The organism is Leucobacter chromiireducens (genome assembly GCF_051993095.1).
GTDB lineage: Bacteria > Actinomycetota > Actinomycetes > Actinomycetales > Microbacteriaceae > Leucobacter > Leucobacter chromiireducens.
Window position 1 is genome coordinate 2,429,463 of sequence record NZ_CP197024.1, and the last position, 16,075, is coordinate 2,445,537.

Consider the following 16,075-nt stretch of genomic DNA (forward strand, 5'->3'; position numbering starts at 1 on the left):
AACCCCGCCCGTGAAATTCACTGTTTTGTACGGCACCGAATCCGGCAACTCCGAGCTGATCGCCGAGGACCTCGGCGCGAAGCTGCGCGAGGAGCACGATGAGGTCGAGGTGTTCGACCTTCAAAACTTCGATCCGGCGGACCTCACCCCCGAGCGATTTGTGCTCGTCGTGTGCTCCACGCACGGCGAGGGCGATCCGCCCAACACGGCGCTCCCCTTCATTGAGGCGTTCGACGCCGCACCACCCGAGCTCACTGGCGTGCGCTACGCCGTGTTCGGCCTCGGGGATACGTTCTACGAGGAGACCTACAGCCAGGGCAGCGAGCACATCGATCGCCGCTTCACCGCCCAGGGCGCGGAGCGCGTCGGCGGGTACGGCCGCCATGACGCTTCCTCCTGGGACCTCGGGAGCGATGTCGCGCTCGAGTGGCTGCCCGGTGTGCTCGACGCCGCGAGCGTCACAGCCTAATCGAACGGTCGCTGCACGACGCCGGCACGCCGGCGCTCGGAACGGAGAACTCGAAGGTAGAACTCGGCCGAGCCGGCGCCACAGGCCACGGGACCCGAAGCACACACACACTTCGGGCCCCGTGGCCTGTTCGGACCTACGCGGAGTGCGCCGCCCGATCCCGCGCTCGCGTGACGAGCTCTCCGAAAATCCGCGCCCGGTCCACCGGATCAGCGGCCGGCTCCTCCGGGTGCCACTGCATGCCCACCACCCAGGAGGCGGCGCGGTGCTCGGTGCCCTCAATGATTCCGTCGTGTGCCCGCGCACTCACGCGGAGCTCGGGCCCGATCGTCGCGACGGCCTGGTGGTGCCCGTTTCGCACGATCGCACGCGTGCGCCCCAGGATGCGCGCGATCTCGGATCCCGGCTCGAGCAGCACCTCCTCATCGATGAAGAGCGGCGAGCGCCCGCGGTGCAGCGACCAGTTCTCGATGTCGCCGATCAGGGTGCCGCCAAAGGCCACGGCGAGGAGTTGCGATCCGCGACAGATTGCGAGCGTCGGCAGATCGCGCGCGACGCTCTCGCGGATCGCAGCGATACAGAACTCGTCCGCACGCCGATCAACGCCGTACTCATTCGCGGGCGGCGGACCGAAGTAGCCGTAGCACGCCCCGGCAACGTCGCCACCACCCAGGAACACGACCCCGCTGGCCTGCTCGAGCAGCTCCCGCTGGCCCTCCCGCCCGGGATCAGCAGAGTCGACCAAGCGCGGCCGACCTCCCGCAGCGCGCACCGCGTCGAATGCAATCCGAGTGAACGAGTCCTGCAGCTCGTGGGCGCCACGATCCATACCGGGGAAGGTGAGTGACACGACGAGCGGAATCAGCGGCCCGGCCGGATCCTCCTCCGTGGTGTCAAGGAACGGGGTCGGGTCGACAACGAGATCTGTCATGCGGGGTCCTTTCATTCGATGTTCACGCGGGTGTGCCCCCGACTCCGAAAAGCCAGGGGCACACCCGCGCGCAGGAAGAGCTACGCGACCGTCTTGATCGGCCCACTCGCGTCTGCGGCGGGCGCGTCGCCGCGCTGATACGCCTTCGAAGCGAGCATGTAGATCCAGCCGACGGCGATCACACCGACGGTCGTCATGATGAGGAGGTAGTCCTCGGTCCACCCGCCGCCGGTGGGGCGCGGCCAGAGAATGTTCACGACCGCGGCGACGCCCCAGGCAAGCGCGATGATGTTCACCGGGTATGCCCACTTGCCCAGAGTGAACTTGCCCGCCGGCTTCCAGCCCATGATCCGCGCACGGAGCGCCGCGAGCACCACTATCTGGAAGCCCATGTAGATGCCCACCGTGCCGAAGCCGACCATTGCGGTCAGCGCGTTCTCGAGCAGCAGCGAGAACAGCACAACGGCGGCCGGGAAAAGCGCCGCCATGAGCAGTGCGTTGTGCGGCACGTGGCGTCGCTCGTTGAACTTCGCCAGGAAGTGCGATGCAGGAAGGAAGCCGTCGCGGCCCATCGAGTAGATCAGCCGGCTTGCCGCGGCCTGCAGACTCGTAATGCAGGAGAGGAACGCGACAACGATGACGAACATCACGACAGGGAAGATCGGCCCGAACGCCTCGTGCAGCAGGCTGCCGATCGGGTCGACCGACTCTCCGCTCGCGACCGCCTGGAAGTTCGGCACCGCCAGCACGAGCGAGAACACCAGCAGGTTCGCGGCAAAACCACCGATGTAGAGCGTCATACGCATGGCGCGCGGCACACGGCGACTCGGATCCTTAATCTCCTCTGCGACGTCCCCGTTCGCTTCAAAGCCGTAGTAGGCAAACATGCCGATCAGCGCCGCCGCGGCGAATGCCCCGAGATACCCGCCGGGTGCATCATTCCCGATACCCTGATTGTCGAAGAAGATTGAGAAGTCGTGCTTGCGGTGGAACAGCAACAGGTACACGCTGATCACCACGGCGCCAATCATCTCCGCGATGAGGCCGACGGTTGCCGCGAGGCTCAGCACCCGGGTACCTGAGAAGTTGAGGATCGTCGCAATCACGAGCGTGCCGAGCGCGACCAGCACGGTGCCACCGGTACTCAGCTCAGCCCCAATCACCGACGCAACGAACGGGGCGGCGCCGTACGACACCGCGGCGATCGTACCGACGAGCGCGACAACGTAGATCCAGCCGTTCATCCAGGCCCACTTGCGGCCCCAGAGCCGCCGCGACCAGGGGTAGACACCGCCGGCAACCGGGTAGTTCGACACCACTTCTCCGAAGATCAGGGCGACGAAGAACTGCCCCACCAGTGCGATGACGAGCGCCCAGGCCATGGGTGGGCCGGCCTGGCCGAGAGAGATCGCAAACATCGAGTAGATGCCGGCGATCGGGGACAGGTACGTGAAGCCGAGCGAGACGTTGCCCCAGAAACTCATTTCACGCTTGAACGTGGTGTCGTACGAGTAGCCGAGCGACGCCAGGTGAGCGGCGTCCTCATCGTGCTCGAGGACAGAATTATCGTGTGTCATGGTCGCGTGGTACTCCCTTGTACGTCGACGGTGAAGTGACTCCCGCGGGCGAGAGCTGGAATTAACCTACATGTGAATGTTTTAATGGGCAAGCATTCGGTCAATGACATCGAAAAGGAAACGACGCGCCCGGCGAACGCCGTGCGCTTGTGCACACGTCACCGCCGGGCGCGCGGGATCGAACTCGCCTCAGAGCATCACGTAGAACTTCTCGAGCGGCTCCATGATCTCCCACGTGCCGCGCCAGCCGCGCGGAAACGAGGCAACATCGCCGACACCGAGCTCCACTGGACTACCTCCGGATTCCGTGACAACGAGCCGCCCGGCGAGCACATGAATCACCTCTCCCATCTCGATAAAGTCCCATTCCGAGATGCCGGGATCGCAGCGCCAGAACCCGGTGTGGATGCCACGCTCCGCGTCCGAGGTGAACTCTTCGAGCCAGGTCTGCTGCACGCCAGAGACCGATACTCCCAGCGGCGGACCAAGCGGACCGGCCGCCGGAATTCGATCAAATACTTCCGAAACACGAACGTGCTGCGTCATTGCAACCTCCATCACTCCGGACTCACCCTGAGTCCGCGGAGGTTTATCTTACATATAGTAAATGTTTTATCGTCGCGGAAGCGTCAAACCCACCAGGCACACGAGGATCGCGGCGAGCCCGGCAAAGCCCAGCACTCCGAGCCGCTCCCCCAGGAGCCACCAGGCGAGCAGCGCAGCAACGGCGGGCTCCGCGAGCGTCAGTGAGGTGGCTGCGCGAGCCGTGACACTCCGCAGCCCCGCACCAAAGAAGAGGTATCCCAGGAACATTGGCACGAGCGCCATGTACGCCCCAACAGCGAGGTTCTGCGAGTCCTCAATGAAGGGTGCCCCCGTTACGACAAGCACGGGAACGAGCAGCAGCCCTCCAACGCCAAACAGGCCCCCCATCGCGGCCCGGCTGCCCACCCCCGCCGCCATGAGCCGCCGCGCCGCCCACGTATAGACCGCGTAGCTGAGACCCGCGAGCAGCGCGAGGAGGATCCCCAGCGGCGCATGATCTCGAGCGGAGCCGCCACCGTCCAGAGTCAGCAGCAGCATGCCCAGCGCCCCAAAGCCGGCGCTGACCAGCCACCGCGCATCAAGTCGCGCACCGTCATAGACACGCTCGAGCACCGCGGCGCAGACAGGCCCTGCCGCGAGCGCGACGACGGTTCCAACCGCCACCCCAGCGAAATGCATCCCCGCATAGAAAGCGAGGGGGTAGATCGCCACTGCAATTGCCCCCACCGCGAGAAGTGGGACACGAGACCGAAGGATCCCCGCAGATGCGCGCAACTGCGGCACCGCAACCGCCGCCTGCAGGAGGCCGCCGATCCCCATGGCGGCCGCGCCGATCGCAATCGGGCCGGCACTCGGAGCGAACGCGGCCGCCGTGCCCGTGGTCCCCCAGAGCACCGCCGCAAGAAGCACAAACAGCGCTCCGCCGGTCGGCGAGAGCGACCGGGCGCGAGAGCTCTGCATATCCATACTGTAGTCGACCACCCAGGGGTGTACCATGTCACACGACATATCGACTCGACGACCACGCGGTCGATCCCCCCTGCCCCGAGGAGCGCTCTGCAATGATGCCGACCACCCACACGACTCCCATCGCGACGACCGACTACCACACCGCGGGTGAGCCCTTCCGAATTGTGCACGAGAACGGTCCGGTTCCTCCCGGTGGCACCGTGGGCGAACGTCGCATGGCGGCGATGACGAACGCCGCGGGTGCGGACTCGATCCGGCGTCTGCTCTGCCAGGAGCCCCGCGGGCACGCGGATATGTACGGCGGGTTCATCACCCCACCCAACGACGACGGCGCACACTTCGGCGTCCTCTTCTGGCACAAGGATGGCTTCTCGACGGCGTGCGGGCACGGCACGATCGCGCTCGGAGTATGGGCCACTGACACCGGGCTCGTTCCTTCAGACCCCGACGGGATCACCGAAGTGCGCATCGACGTACCGTCTGGACGAGTGGCGGCCCTCGTGGAGCGCGCTGGGGGCGCGCTCGTTCGCGCGACATTCCGCAACGTGCCCTCGCACGAGATCGCGCGCTCCGTACCCGTGTCGACCACGCGCGGCAACATCACCGCCGACCTCAGCTTTAGCGGCGCAATCTACGCGTCGGTCCGGGCGGCAGACCTCGGACTGTCGGTCGACCCCGCGCACTACACGGAGCTCATCGCGCTCGGCCGCGAGGTCAAGTGGGCGCTCAATGACTCCCCCGAGGCGCAGCACGCCGCGGACCCGCGCCTCTCCGGCGTGTACGGCACAATCATCTGGGACGACCTGGGCAAAAGCGAGGCCGGGCCCCGGCAGCGGAACATCACGATCTTCGCTGACGGTGAGGTCGACCGATCTCCCTGTGGCTCGGGAACAGGCGCCCGTGTTGCGCTGCTCGCGGCCGACGGCACACTCGCCGCGAGCGAGACCCTCGAGCACCGCTCCATCGTGGACACAGAGTTCTCGGCACGCTGGACCCCGGCGGCGACCCCCGCGCCAGTGCCGGTCGGCGCTGCCGCCAGCACCGCAGTCGACACGATGGCCGTCGCGTCGCTCGCCGCGCCGGTGGTCCCCGAGGTCTCGGGCACCGCGTACCGCACCGGCGAACACCGGTTCTTCCTTGACCCCGCGGACGCGCTCGGCGACGGCTTCGTACTGCGCTAAGGTCTCAAATCGGCGAAACCCCTGGACAGGCGCCGTTCCGAGTGCAACAGTTGACCCCCAAAGAGGGGTGATGGCATGCACACTTACACGTTTGTTCGTATTCGCGCGCTGCGCAGCCGCGAGGGCCTCACGCTCGAGCGCGACCACCGCGAGGTGATCCGCGAGCACGCCACACGAGGATGGGTATTCACGCAGGCAATTCCCTTCACTTCGGATCCCGAGCCCCACTGGGAGCTCGTGTTCGTCAAGGGAGAGTGAGCATGAAACATCCACTTCGCATTCTGCAGGCATTCACGCTGTTCTCGGCCGGCCTGTTCGGGCTCTTCGTGTTCATGGGCAACCTCATGGACTACGACTCGAACTACCAGTTCGTGAAGCACGTCCTCTCAATGGACGACACATTCGAGGGCAACGCACTCATGTGGCGGGCCATCGATATGCCCTGGGCGTGGACTGTCGGTTACATCGGAATCATCCTCGCGGAGGGCGTCTTCGCGTTCCTGGCGTTGGTCGGCGCGGTCAAACTCTTTCTGCGACGCAACGACGACATCCAGAGCTACAACGCGGCCCGCAGCTGGGGCTACGCGGCGTATGGTCTCGGCTTTGCAATCTGGTTCCTCGGGTTCATTGTCGTGGGCTCGGAGTGGTTCGCGATGTGGCAGTCGAGCACCTGGAACGGCAAGGACACCGCAATGGGCATCGTGACGCTGTGGGCCGGCTTCGCCGTGCTCCTGGCCATGAACGAGCCCGAGCGGGCGCCCGCGCACGCCTCGGCAGAGTAGCGGCAAGACACAGCAACGCAGCGGCGTCGGCGGCGGGGTGGGCTTCGGTCCACACCCTCCGCCGACGCCATTGCATTGCCCGCCACCACCCTGCTACAGTGTGCAATGTCACACGTCATACACACGGCCCGGATCGCCGGCCACTCGAAAGGATTCACACCGATGACCGAAAAGAAGCCATGGCACGGCGTCATCGTCGCCTCCGCGCTCCCCTTCACCGAGGACCTGGCGGTCGACTACGACCGCTTCGCGGATCACGTCCGTTTCCTCGCTGAAAACGGCTGCGACGGCATCGCCCCGAACGGCTCGCTCGGCGAGTACCAGAACCTCTCCGCCGAGGAGCGCGCGAAGGTCATCGAGGTTGCCGTCGACGCGGCACCAGAGGGCTTCTCGGTGATGGCAGGCTGCGGCGCGTACGGTGCGCTCGAATCGCTGCGCTGGGCCGAACAAGCCGCGGAGGCCGGAGCGGACTGCGTCATGCTGCTCCCGCCGAACACCTACCGCGCAAACCGCGAGCAGGTGAAGCACCACTACGCAACGGTCGCGCAGGCTGGTCTCCCCATCGTGGGCTACAACAACCCGATCGACACCAAGGTCGACCTCGTGCCCGACCTCATCGCGGAGATCCACGACGCCGGCCACATGGTGGGCGTCAAGGAGTTCACTGGCGATCCGCGCCGGATCTACCAGATCCAGGAACTTGCACCGAACATCGACATCCTCATCGGCACGGACGACAGTGTGCTTGAGGTCGGCATCGCGGGAGCGGTCGGCTGGGTGGCCGGCTACCCGAACGCGATCCCGCAGTCGACGGTTGAGCTCTACCGTCTGTCCACCTCGGGCAATGTGCAGGATCTCGAGCGCGCCAAGGTCATCTACCGCGACCTGCACAAGCTGCTGCGCTGGGACACGAAGACCGAGTTCGTTGAGTCGATCAAGCTCTCGATGGACGTGCTCGGCCTCTACGGCGGCCCGAGCCGCCCGCCCCGCCTCCCGCTGCCGCAGCAGGTGGCGGATCAGATCATCGCAGACACCCGCGAGGCCGCAGCGAAGGGCTACGACAAGTAGCCTGAGCCCAGCGGGTGTGGCCGGTCGCCTCACACGGGCGACCGGCCACACCCGACGTTCCTCACCCCGATCCAGCCGCAAGCCAAGGAGCCACATGCGTACCTCCCGCGTGTACCACGCCGTCGATTCGCACACCGAGGGCATGCCCACCCGCGTCATCACGGGCGGCGTCGGAGTGTTCCCCGGGGCCACCATGGCGGAGCGCCGCACCTGGTTCATGGAGCACAACGACGAGCTTCGCCAGCTGCTCATGTTCGAACCGCGCGGCCACGCGGCGATGAGCGGCGTGATCCTGCAACCGCCCACGCGGCCCGACGCCGATTGGGGCGTGCTCTACATCGAGGTGTCCGGCTGCCTGCCGATGTGCGGTCACGGCACGATCGGCGTGGCCACCGTACTCGTCGAAACAGGCATGGTGGAGGTGCAGGAGCCGATCACCACGATTCGACTCGACACCCCCGCGGGGCTTGTCATCGCGGAGGTGGCCGTCTCCGACGGGCATGCCGAGCGCGTCACCATCACGAACGTCCCCTCCTTCGTCGAACGGCTCGACGCGAGCGTCGAGGTGCCGGGGCTCGGCACGGTGCGCTACGATCTCGCCTTCGGCGGGAACTTCTACGCAATCGTGAAACTCGCAGAGCTTGGGATCGAGTTCCGCGCCGACCGCGCAAACAAAGATGAGCTGCTCACCGCGGGGCTTGCCATCATGGACGCCGTCAATGCCGCGGACGAGCCCGTCCACCCGGAGCGCGGCGACATCCGCGGCTGCCACCACGTGTACCTCGAAGCGCCGGGCTCAACTGCGGCCCACTCGCGGCACGCCATGGCGATCCACCCCGGCTGGTTCGATCGCTCCCCCTGCGGCACGGGAACGAGCGCGCGCATGGCCCAGCTGCACGCGCGGGGCGAGCTCCCGCTGCACCAGGACTTCATCAACGAGTCGTACATCGGCTCGCAGTTCACCGGCCGCCTGGTCGCCGACGCGGAGGTCGTCGGCCGCACCGCGGTCGTGCCGACCATCACCGGTCGCGCCTGGGTCACCGGCACCGCCCAATACTTCCTCGATCCGAGCGATCCGTTCCCGAAGGGGTTCTTGCTATGACCACTCTTCCGTACTTCGACGCCGCAGCGGTGCGGCGGGCCCTGCCCTTCGAACGCGCGATGACCGCGATCGCCGACGGCCTGCGTGACGGCATCGATCCCGAGCTGGATGGGCCGCGGTTGTTCAGCCCCGCCCCCGACGGCGAGTTTCTGCTCATGCCCGCGCAGGGCGCCGAGTTCAGCGGACTCAAGGCGCTCACGGTCGCGCCGCAGAACCCCGACCGCGGGCTCGAAAAGATCCAGGGGCTCTACATCCTCTACTCCTCGGACACGCTGTCGCCCGTTGCAGTGCTGGAGGGCGCGAGCCTCACCGCGATCCGTACCCCGGCAGTCACGCTGATGGCGGTGCGGCACCTCGCCGAGATCGCCCCCGCACCCTTCCCCGCCGAGCCCCACGTGCTCGTCTTTGGCGCCGGCATCCAGGCCATCGGGCACATCCAGGCCACGCTCGCCGCGTTCCCCGGGGCGAGCGTCGACGTGATCGGCCGGCGCCCCGAGCGCATCGCAGCCGTGCAGAGCGAGTTCCCGCAGCTCGGGATCCGGGATCGCGGCGATGACGCCGACGCCGCCGTCCGCGAGGCCGACATCATTCTGTGCGTCACGAGCGCCAGCACCCCGCTCTTCGACGGCGCGCTCGTGCGCGACTCCGCGATCGTCGCCGCAGTGGGCACGCACGGCCGGGAGCTCCGCGAGGTGGACGACGCGCTCGTGACCCGCGCGGACATCGTGGTGGAGGGTCGCGCCTCGGCAGAGCGCGAGAACGGCAACCTCGCCACCGCGCTCGACGCGGCCGCGTGGGCTGCCGAGACCGCGCCGCGCAACCTGCAGGAGCTCGTGCGCGGCGAGGTGACACGCACCCCCGGTCGGCCAGCCTTCTACAGCGGAGTCGGCATGTCGTGGGAGGATCTGATCTGCGCCTCCACTGTCTTCTCTGACGCCCGGTAGCGCACGATTCGCTGAGGAGTTCACATGTCACCGCTTCCCACCGCCCCCGAGCAGCCGTCGCCGTGGACGCCGCTCGAGCGGCCCATGAACCTGCGCGAGACCGTGCTCGAGCAGCTGCGCACCGCCATCATCACCGGGCGGCTCGCGGAGGGCGAGGTCGTTTCCGCTCCGTCGCTCGGCCAGGCACTCGGAGTCTCGGCCACCCCGGTGCGCGAGGCGATGATGGATCTCGCGCGTGAGGGCCTTGTCGAGACGATCAAGAACAAGGGTTTCCGCATCACCAAGATGAGCCCGGAGGATCTGCGAGATCTCACCCAGATCCGGCTGCTGCTCGAGCCACCGGCCATGCACTTCGTGGTGGGCAACATCCCCGCGGAGGTGCGGAGCGAGCTCGACCGGCTCGCCGCCGAGTGCCTGAGCGCGGCGGAGAGCGAAGACCTTGAGGGGTATCTGCGCAGCGACCGCGAGTTCCACGCACTGCTCCTCACGCGCACCGGGAACCCGCAGCTCGTTGATCTGGCTACATCGCTGCGCACCCGCACGCGCCTCTACGGCATCGCGACACTGGCCCGCGAGGGGCGTCTTGCGGACTCCGCACGCGAGCACCAGGAGCTGCTCGAAATCCTCGGGCGCGACGACGCTGCGGGCGCCGAGCGGCTCATGTGCCAGCACATTGGTCACGCCCGCTCCATCTGGGCCACCGGCGGCACCGACGACAGCGCCACGGCGCACCCCGCGGACGCGGCGACCAAGCCACCCCGATCAGAAGCCGAGCCCGAATGAATCGCACCTCAGACGTCCTGATCATCGGCGCCGGCATCATCGGCGCCGCCACCGCCTACTTCGCCACACGGGCGGGCCTCTCGGTCACGGTGCTCGAGCGGGATCTGCCCGCGGGCGGCACCACCTCGCGCTGCGAGGGCAACATCCTCGTCTCCGACAAGGAGCTGGGCCCCGAGCTCGCGCTGACGCAATACTCCCTCGGCATCTGGAAGGGCGAGCTCGCCGAACACCGCGACCTCTGGGAGTTCGAGTCGAAGGGCGGCATCATCGTCGCCTCCCGCGAGTCGAGCCTCGCCTCGCTCGAACGATTCTCCGCAGCGCAGCGGGGATTCGGGATCGCCTCCGAGCGCCTCGACGCCGCGGGACTCCGCGAGCTCGAGCCGCACGTCACGGACCGCGCGCTGGGCGCCGCGTTCTACCCCGAGGACAGCCAGGTACAGCCGATCCTCGCTGCCTCACATCTCCTCCGCCTCGCACGCGAGGCCGGCGCGACTCTCGTCACACGTGCCCCGGTCACCGCGCTGCTGCGTTCGGGCGAGCGCGTCACGGGAGCCTGCACGCCGCGCGGCGATTTCTCCGCGTCCCACACGGTGAACGCTACGGGCACCTGGGCGGGTGAGATCGGAGCGCTCGCTGGCGTGAACGTGCCGGTGCTGCCGCGCCGCGGTTTCGTGCTCGTCTCCGAACCACTCCCCAAAATGGTGCACCACAAGGTGTACGCCGCCGAGTACGTCGACAATGTCGGCAGCTCCGACGGGGGGCTCCAAGCCTCCCCCGTTGTCGAGGGCACGCCGGCAGGCACGATCCTCATCGGCTCGAGCCGCGAGCGCGTCGGCTTCGACTCCACAGTCAGCCCCGCGGCCCTCCGCACCATCGCGCGGAACGCCATCGAGCTCTTCCCGTTCCTCGAGCGCACCCGGATCCTGCGCCACTACCACGGCTTCCGCCCGTACTGCCCGGACCACCTCCCCGTGATCGGGCACGACCCGCGCGCGCCCGGCCTGTGGCATGCAGCGGGTCACGAGGGCGCCGGCATCGGGCTCTCCGCCGGCACGGGAAAGCTCCTCGCTCAGGCCCTGTCTGGGGCCACCCCCGATCTTGATCTCACACCATTTCGCCCCGAGCGCTTCACCGAGGAGGCCGCAGCATGACCGACAGCTCCGCCACACGGCCTCGCGTGCTGCGCGCCACCTTCGACGGTGAGCCGCTCGAGGCGCCTGCGGGAGCGAGCGTCGCCGCCGCGCTCCTCGCGTCCGGGCGCACCGCCTGGCGCACCACGCGCACGGGGGCCCCGCGGGGCCTGTTCTGCGGCATTGGCGTGTGCTTTGACTGCATCGTCGACATCAACGGAGAGTCCGGCCAGCGCGCGTGCATGATCCCGCTCGAGGAGGGGATGGACGTGGCACCCGCCGGGAGCTGCGCTGCACGCGCGAATGCGTCCGCCGAGCAGGCCGCGGGCCTGCGAGACGCTGACCTGCGAGATACAGACCTGCGAGACGCAGACCTCCGAGATGCGCAGGCGGACCGCGCATGAGCGGGCAGCTGCGCCCCACCGGCGCCGCACCGCGCTTCGACGTGGTCATCGTGGGTGCGGGGCCTGCCGGCCTCGCTGCTGCGGCGAGCGCGCTTGAGGGCGGTGCGCGCGTGTGCCTCATCGACTCGAGTGCGCAGGCGGGCGGCCAGTACTGGCGGCACGCGTCGGAGGCCGCGGGCGTGGTCGACGACGGGGCGCTGCACCATGATTGGCGCAGCTACCTCGAACTGCGCGCCGACTGCGATGCGGGTATCGCGGCGGGGCAGCTCACCACGCACTTCGCGACGAGTGTGTGGTCGGCACGCCGCGACGCCGACGGCTTCGCGCTGGCGCTTACTCCCGCGTCCGGCGCACACTCCAGCGGGGACTCCGAGGGCGGGGATGCAGAGGGTGCCGCACCCGCGCTCGTGCGCGGGGCACGCCTCGTGCTCGCAACCGGCGGCTACGATCGCCAGCTCCCGGTTCCCGGCTGGGAACTGCCCGGGGTGATGGCCGCGGGCGGCATTCAGGCGTTCTTGAAGCAGAACCGAATGCTGCCCGGCGCCCGCTTCGTCATCGCGGGCACCGGTCCCTTCCTCCTTCCCGTGGCGGCGGGCATCGCGCAGTGGGGCGGCGAGGTCGCTGCCGTGTGCGAGTCCACCAACCTCACCGGGTGGCTGCCGCGCGCACACCGGGCGCTCGGAGTTCCGGCGAAGGGAATCGAAGGCGCGGAGTACATCGCCGCCTTCGTGAAGCACCGCATTCCCTACCGGGTACGCACGGTCGTCACCGAGATTCTCGGGGAGGATCGCGTCGAGGCCGTGCGCACCGCACGTGTCGACCGCGCCGGGCGCGAAATCGCCGGCAGCGCGCGCGTGATCGACGACGTCGACGCGGTGGGCCTCGGCTGGGGCTTCACCCCGCAACTTGAGCTGCCCGTGCAGCTGGGCGTCGCCACTCGCGTCGATGTGGACGGTTCGCTCATCGCCGAGGTTGACGCGGCACAGCGCTCGTCTGTCCCCGGGCTGCTCCTTGCGGGCGAGCTCACGGGCGTGGGCGGCGCGGCGCTCGCCGTGCTGGAGGGGCGGATCGCCGGCCGCGTGGCCGCAGCCGAGGCCCGAAATGAGCGCAGGCTCGCAGCGAGCAGCGCAGAGCTTCGCGCGGTGCGCCGTCAGCGCGCGTTCGCCGAGGCTATGCACCTCGCGCACCCGGTTCCCGCTGGCTGGGCGGAGCGCGTCACCGACGACACGCTCGTCTGCCGCTGCGAGGAGGTGCCCGCGGGCGAGCTCCGGCATGCGCGCGGCACGCTCGCGAGCGGCGATTCGCGCAGCCAGAAGGGCGTCACGCGCGCGGGGATGGGCTGGTGCCAGGGACGCGTGTGCGGCTTCGCGGTGTCCTGCCTGGCCGCGGACGGCGCGGCATCGGCCGATTCGCTTGCCCAAAACGCGAAGCGCCCCGTTGCGCAGCCGCTCTCGCTCGGTGAGATCGCTGATCTTGCCGACGCAGATCTCGCCAACAGCTGAGCCCAGCCGTCGGCGAGATCACTCGCGGTGCCCTACGCGCCGAGATAGGCCTCGATGACGCGCGGATCGCTGGCGAGCTCGGCCGCAGCGCCCGACATCGTCACCCGCCCCGACTCCAGCACATACGCACGGTGCGCGATCTTGAGCGCAGCGCGCGCGTTCTGCTCGACGAGCAGCACGGTCGTGCCCTCGGCGTTCACCGCGCGAATGATGTCCATCACCTGCTGCACGATGAGTGGGGCGAGCCCCATTGAGGGTTCGTCGAGCAACAACAGCTTCGGGCCGCCCACGAGCGCGCGCCCGAGCGCGAGCATCTGCTGCTCGCCGCCCGAGAGCGTTCCGCCTTGCTGATCTCGACGCTCGGCAAGGCGAGGCATGAGCTCGTAGGCGTGTGCCGCACGCTCGGCGATGAGCTTCTGATCCTTCACGAGATACCCACCGAGCAGCAGGTTCTCGTGCACGGTCATCGTTGAGAAGATGCGTCGCCCCTCCGGAATATGGAGCAGCCCCGCTCCCACGATGTCCCAGGGGTGCAACTTGGTGAGGTCGTGCCCGCCCCAGGCCACGGCACCGCTCTTCGCCCGGACCAAGCCTGAGATGAGGGAGAGTGTCGAGGTCTTGCCCGCACCGTTGTTGCCGAGCAGCGAGACGATCTCGCCCTCGCGCACCTCGATGCTGAGATCCCGCAGCGCATGCACCCGGTTGTAGTACAGCTCGACGTGTTCCAGCGTCAGCGTGCTCATGCGTCTTCCTCCCCGAGATAGGCGGCGATGACGAGCGGGTCTTGCTTGACCTGCTCGGGCGTACCGTCCGCGATTTCCTTGCCGTAGTTCAACACCACGATTCGCTCCGACACCTGCATCACGAGCCCCATGTCGTGTTCGATGAGCACGATGCTCACCCCGAGATTCCGAATACGGCGGATGAGCGCCATGAGCTCGTTCTTCTCGGAGTGGTTGAGCCCCGCGCCCGGCTCGTCGAGCAGCAACAGCTTCGGCTGCGTCGCGAGCGCGCGTGCGATCTCGACGCGGCGCTGCTCCCCGTACGGCAACTGGGTGACGAGCAGCTCATCGTCCGCCCGGAATCCCACGAAATCGAGCCAGCCCCGCGCATCCTCTGCGCACTGCGCCTCACTGCGGCGGAAGCGCGGCGTGTGCAGCATCGCGTCGAACACGTTCTGCCCAAGGTGGGCGTGCATGCCGGTCTTCACGTTCTCGAGCACCGTCATGTCAGTGAAGAGCCGCACGTTCTGGAACGTGCGGGCCATGCCGCGCGCGGTGATCGCCGACGGCTTCTTGCGTGTCACGTCCTCACCGTCGAACTCGACCACTCCGCGGTTCGGTCGGTAGAAGCCCGAGATGCAGTTGAACGCGCTCGTCTTCCCCGCGCCGTTCGGCCCGATCACGGAGACAATCTCGCCCTCGTGGACGTCGAAACTCAGCCCGTCAACGGCTTTGATCCCACCGAACGCCACCGCGAGATCGCGCACGCTCAGGATCACCGGTTGCTCGGGTGCCGACCGTGCCGTGCCGGCCGGGTCGGCGGAGACAGCGTTCGCGCTCATCGGGGATCCCCCTCTTCAGTCAGTTCGCCGATCACCGGCGCGGCCGCGGTGGGCGGCACCTGTGGAATCTCGCGCTTCTTCAGGAACGGCAGCACCGCGTTCGCGGGCCAAATCCCCTTCGGGCGGAAGATCATCGCGATCACGAGCAGCACACCGAAGAGCAGGAAGCGCCACTCGGAGAACTCGCGCAGCAGCTCGGGCGCGAGGGACACGAAGAGCGCGCCAATGATCACGCCCGGCGTCGATCCCATGCCGCCGAGCACCACGGCCATGAGCACGAGTGCCGAGTAGAGAAATTCAAAACTGTTCGGTGAGATGGCGCTCAGGTGGCTCGCCATGAGCGTGCCGGCGAAGCCGCCCCACACCGCACCGATGATGTACGCCGCGAGCTTGGTCTTGTAGCCGTTGATGCCCATCGCCTCGCTGACGTCCTCGTCGTCACGCACGGATTTCCAGGCTCGGCCGAGCTTGCCGCGTCCGAGCCGGGCAACCGCCACAACCGCGATCCCAATCCCCACAAACAGTACGAAGTAGTAGAAGAGAATCTTTGGCCCGAAATGGATGCCGGCGATGTCGAGCCCATCGGCGAACGACCAGCCGAAGAACGACCAGGTGGGGATCCCGTGGATGCCCGACGGGCCACCCGTGATCTGGAGGTTGTTCGCAGTGATCCGAATAATCTCGCCGAAGCCGAGCGTCACGATCGCGAGGTAGTCGCTGCGCAGTCGCAGCGTCGGCCCGCCGATGATCACGCCGGCGATGATGCACGCGACGATCACGAGCGGGATCGTCTCGAGCATCGAGAAGCCGAACTGCGTGGTGAGAATGCCGCTCGTGTAGGCACCCACGGCCATGAACGCGATGTACCCGAGATCGAGGAGGCCGGCGTAGCCGACCACTACGTTCAGGCCCATCGCAAGGATGATGTAGATCATCGCCGAGGTGAGAATCGAGATCAAGTACGGCGTCGCGGTGATGAACGGAAGCACCGCTGCCGCGACAAAGAGCACAAGGCCCACGAGTTTCATGAAGCGCTCGGGCGCCAGCACCCCGCTCACCGCGGGCGGCCGCTCAATGAAGGGCTTGGGCACCTGGAGTCGGTGCTGTTTGGACTGTGCCATGA

The 16,075-nt window shown here is 67.7% G+C and carries 18 protein-coding genes; 11 read left to right on the forward strand and 7 right to left on the reverse strand.

Going from position 1 to position 16,075, the window contains the following annotated elements; all coding sequences use genetic code 11:
* Nucleotides 1-10: 10 nt before the first annotated feature.
* Nucleotides 11-469 (forward strand): flavodoxin domain-containing protein, encoded by a 459-nt coding sequence (locus ACR81A_RS10900; RefSeq protein WP_440311817.1) that lies wholly within the window; start codon nucleotides 11-13, stop codon nucleotides 467-469.
* A gap of 136 nt (nucleotides 470-605) precedes the next feature.
* On the opposite strand, the gene ACR81A_RS10905 is transcribed toward ACR81A_RS10900, so the two are convergent.
* The 4 genes from ACR81A_RS10905 to ACR81A_RS10920 form a co-directional block, all read right to left on the reverse strand.
* The gene (locus ACR81A_RS10905) at nucleotides 606-1,400 is read right to left on the reverse strand and encodes a gamma-glutamyl-gamma-aminobutyrate hydrolase family protein (protein ID WP_440311818.1); all 795 of its coding nucleotides are present in this window, start codon (nucleotides 1,398-1,400) and stop codon (nucleotides 606-608) included.
* An 80-nt stretch (nucleotides 1,401-1,480) separates the two neighbouring features.
* The gene (locus tag ACR81A_RS10910; protein WP_440311819.1) at nucleotides 1,481-2,977 is read right to left on the reverse strand and encodes an APC family permease; all 1,497 of its coding nucleotides are present in this window, start codon (nucleotides 2,975-2,977) and stop codon (nucleotides 1,481-1,483) included.
* Between the two features lie 189 nt (nucleotides 2,978-3,166).
* Nucleotides 3,167-3,523, reverse strand: coding sequence for a cupin domain-containing protein (locus ACR81A_RS10915; protein ID WP_202381085.1), 357 nt, complete (start codon nucleotides 3,521-3,523; stop codon nucleotides 3,167-3,169).
* Nucleotides 3,524-3,589: 66 nt separating this feature from the next.
* Nucleotides 3,590-4,483: a DMT family transporter gene (locus tag ACR81A_RS10920; protein WP_440311820.1), complete on the reverse strand. Its 894-nt coding sequence runs from the start codon at nucleotides 4,481-4,483 to the stop codon at nucleotides 3,590-3,592.
* A gap of 101 nt (nucleotides 4,484-4,584) precedes the next feature.
* On the opposite strand from ACR81A_RS10920, the gene ACR81A_RS10925 reads away from it, so the two are divergent.
* The 10 genes from ACR81A_RS10925 to ACR81A_RS10970 all read left to right on the forward strand — a co-directional run bounded on the left by ACR81A_RS10925 (nucleotide 4,585) and on the right by ACR81A_RS10970 (nucleotide 13,388).
* Nucleotides 4,585-5,673, forward strand: coding sequence for a proline racemase family protein (locus tag ACR81A_RS10925; RefSeq protein WP_440311821.1), 1,089 nt, complete (start codon nucleotides 4,585-4,587; stop codon nucleotides 5,671-5,673).
* A 75-nt stretch (nucleotides 5,674-5,748) separates the two neighbouring features.
* Entirely contained in the window at nucleotides 5,749-5,931 is a 183-nt protein-coding gene (locus ACR81A_RS10930) for a DUF4177 domain-containing protein (RefSeq protein ID WP_202381083.1), read from the forward strand.
* Between the two features lie 2 nt (nucleotides 5,932-5,933).
* Nucleotides 5,934-6,455, forward strand: coding sequence for a DUF2165 family protein (locus ACR81A_RS10935; protein WP_440311822.1), 522 nt, complete (start codon nucleotides 5,934-5,936; stop codon nucleotides 6,453-6,455).
* A gap of 162 nt (nucleotides 6,456-6,617) precedes the next feature.
* Nucleotides 6,618-7,523 (forward strand): dihydrodipicolinate synthase family protein, encoded by a 906-nt coding sequence (locus tag ACR81A_RS10940; protein WP_440311823.1) that lies wholly within the window; start codon nucleotides 6,618-6,620, stop codon nucleotides 7,521-7,523.
* 94 nt (nucleotides 7,524-7,617) lie between these two features.
* A complete protein-coding gene (locus ACR81A_RS10945; RefSeq protein ID WP_202381080.1) occupies nucleotides 7,618-8,625 on the forward strand; it encodes a proline racemase family protein in 1,008 nt (335 codons plus the stop codon).
* On the forward strand, nucleotides 8,622-9,569 hold the full coding sequence (locus tag ACR81A_RS10950; protein WP_440311824.1) for an ornithine cyclodeaminase family protein: 948 nt from the start codon (nucleotides 8,622-8,624) through the stop codon (nucleotides 9,567-9,569). The genes ACR81A_RS10945 and ACR81A_RS10950 overlap by 4 nt, the downstream gene beginning before the upstream one ends.
* Before the next feature lie 24 nt (nucleotides 9,570-9,593).
* Complete coding sequence (locus ACR81A_RS10955) at nucleotides 9,594-10,352, forward strand: GntR family transcriptional regulator (protein ID WP_202381078.1); 759 nt, start codon at nucleotides 9,594-9,596, stop codon at nucleotides 10,350-10,352.
* A complete protein-coding gene (locus tag ACR81A_RS10960) occupies nucleotides 10,349-11,503 on the forward strand; it encodes an NAD(P)/FAD-dependent oxidoreductase (RefSeq protein WP_440311825.1) in 1,155 nt (384 codons plus the stop codon). The genes ACR81A_RS10955 and ACR81A_RS10960 overlap by 4 nt, the downstream gene beginning before the upstream one ends.
* Nucleotides 11,500-11,886: a (2Fe-2S)-binding protein gene (locus ACR81A_RS10965; RefSeq protein WP_440311826.1), complete on the forward strand. Its 387-nt coding sequence runs from the start codon at nucleotides 11,500-11,502 to the stop codon at nucleotides 11,884-11,886. The genes ACR81A_RS10960 and ACR81A_RS10965 overlap by 4 nt, the downstream gene beginning before the upstream one ends.
* Nucleotides 11,883-13,388 (forward strand): FAD-dependent oxidoreductase, encoded by a 1,506-nt coding sequence (locus ACR81A_RS10970; protein WP_440311827.1) that lies wholly within the window; start codon nucleotides 11,883-11,885, stop codon nucleotides 13,386-13,388. The genes ACR81A_RS10965 and ACR81A_RS10970 overlap by 4 nt, the downstream gene beginning before the upstream one ends.
* Nucleotides 13,389-13,420: 32 nt before the next feature.
* On the opposite strand, the gene ACR81A_RS10975 is transcribed toward ACR81A_RS10970, so the two are convergent.
* The 3 genes from ACR81A_RS10975 to ACR81A_RS10985 are packed head-to-tail and all read right to left on the reverse strand — an operon-like array spanning nucleotide 13,421 to nucleotide 16,073.
* The gene (locus tag ACR81A_RS10975) at nucleotides 13,421-14,131 is read right to left on the reverse strand and encodes an ABC transporter ATP-binding protein (protein WP_440311828.1); all 711 of its coding nucleotides are present in this window, start codon (nucleotides 14,129-14,131) and stop codon (nucleotides 13,421-13,423) included.
* Nucleotides 14,128-14,952 (reverse strand): ABC transporter ATP-binding protein, encoded by an 825-nt coding sequence (locus ACR81A_RS10980; RefSeq protein ID WP_440311829.1) that lies wholly within the window; start codon nucleotides 14,950-14,952, stop codon nucleotides 14,128-14,130. The genes ACR81A_RS10975 and ACR81A_RS10980 overlap by 4 nt, the downstream gene beginning before the upstream one ends.
* Nucleotides 14,949-16,073, reverse strand: a complete 1,125-nt coding sequence (locus ACR81A_RS10985; protein ID WP_202381072.1) for a branched-chain amino acid ABC transporter permease — start codon at nucleotides 16,071-16,073, stop codon at nucleotides 14,949-14,951. The genes ACR81A_RS10980 and ACR81A_RS10985 overlap by 4 nt, the downstream gene beginning before the upstream one ends.
* Between the last annotated feature and the right edge of the window lie 2 nt (nucleotides 16,074-16,075).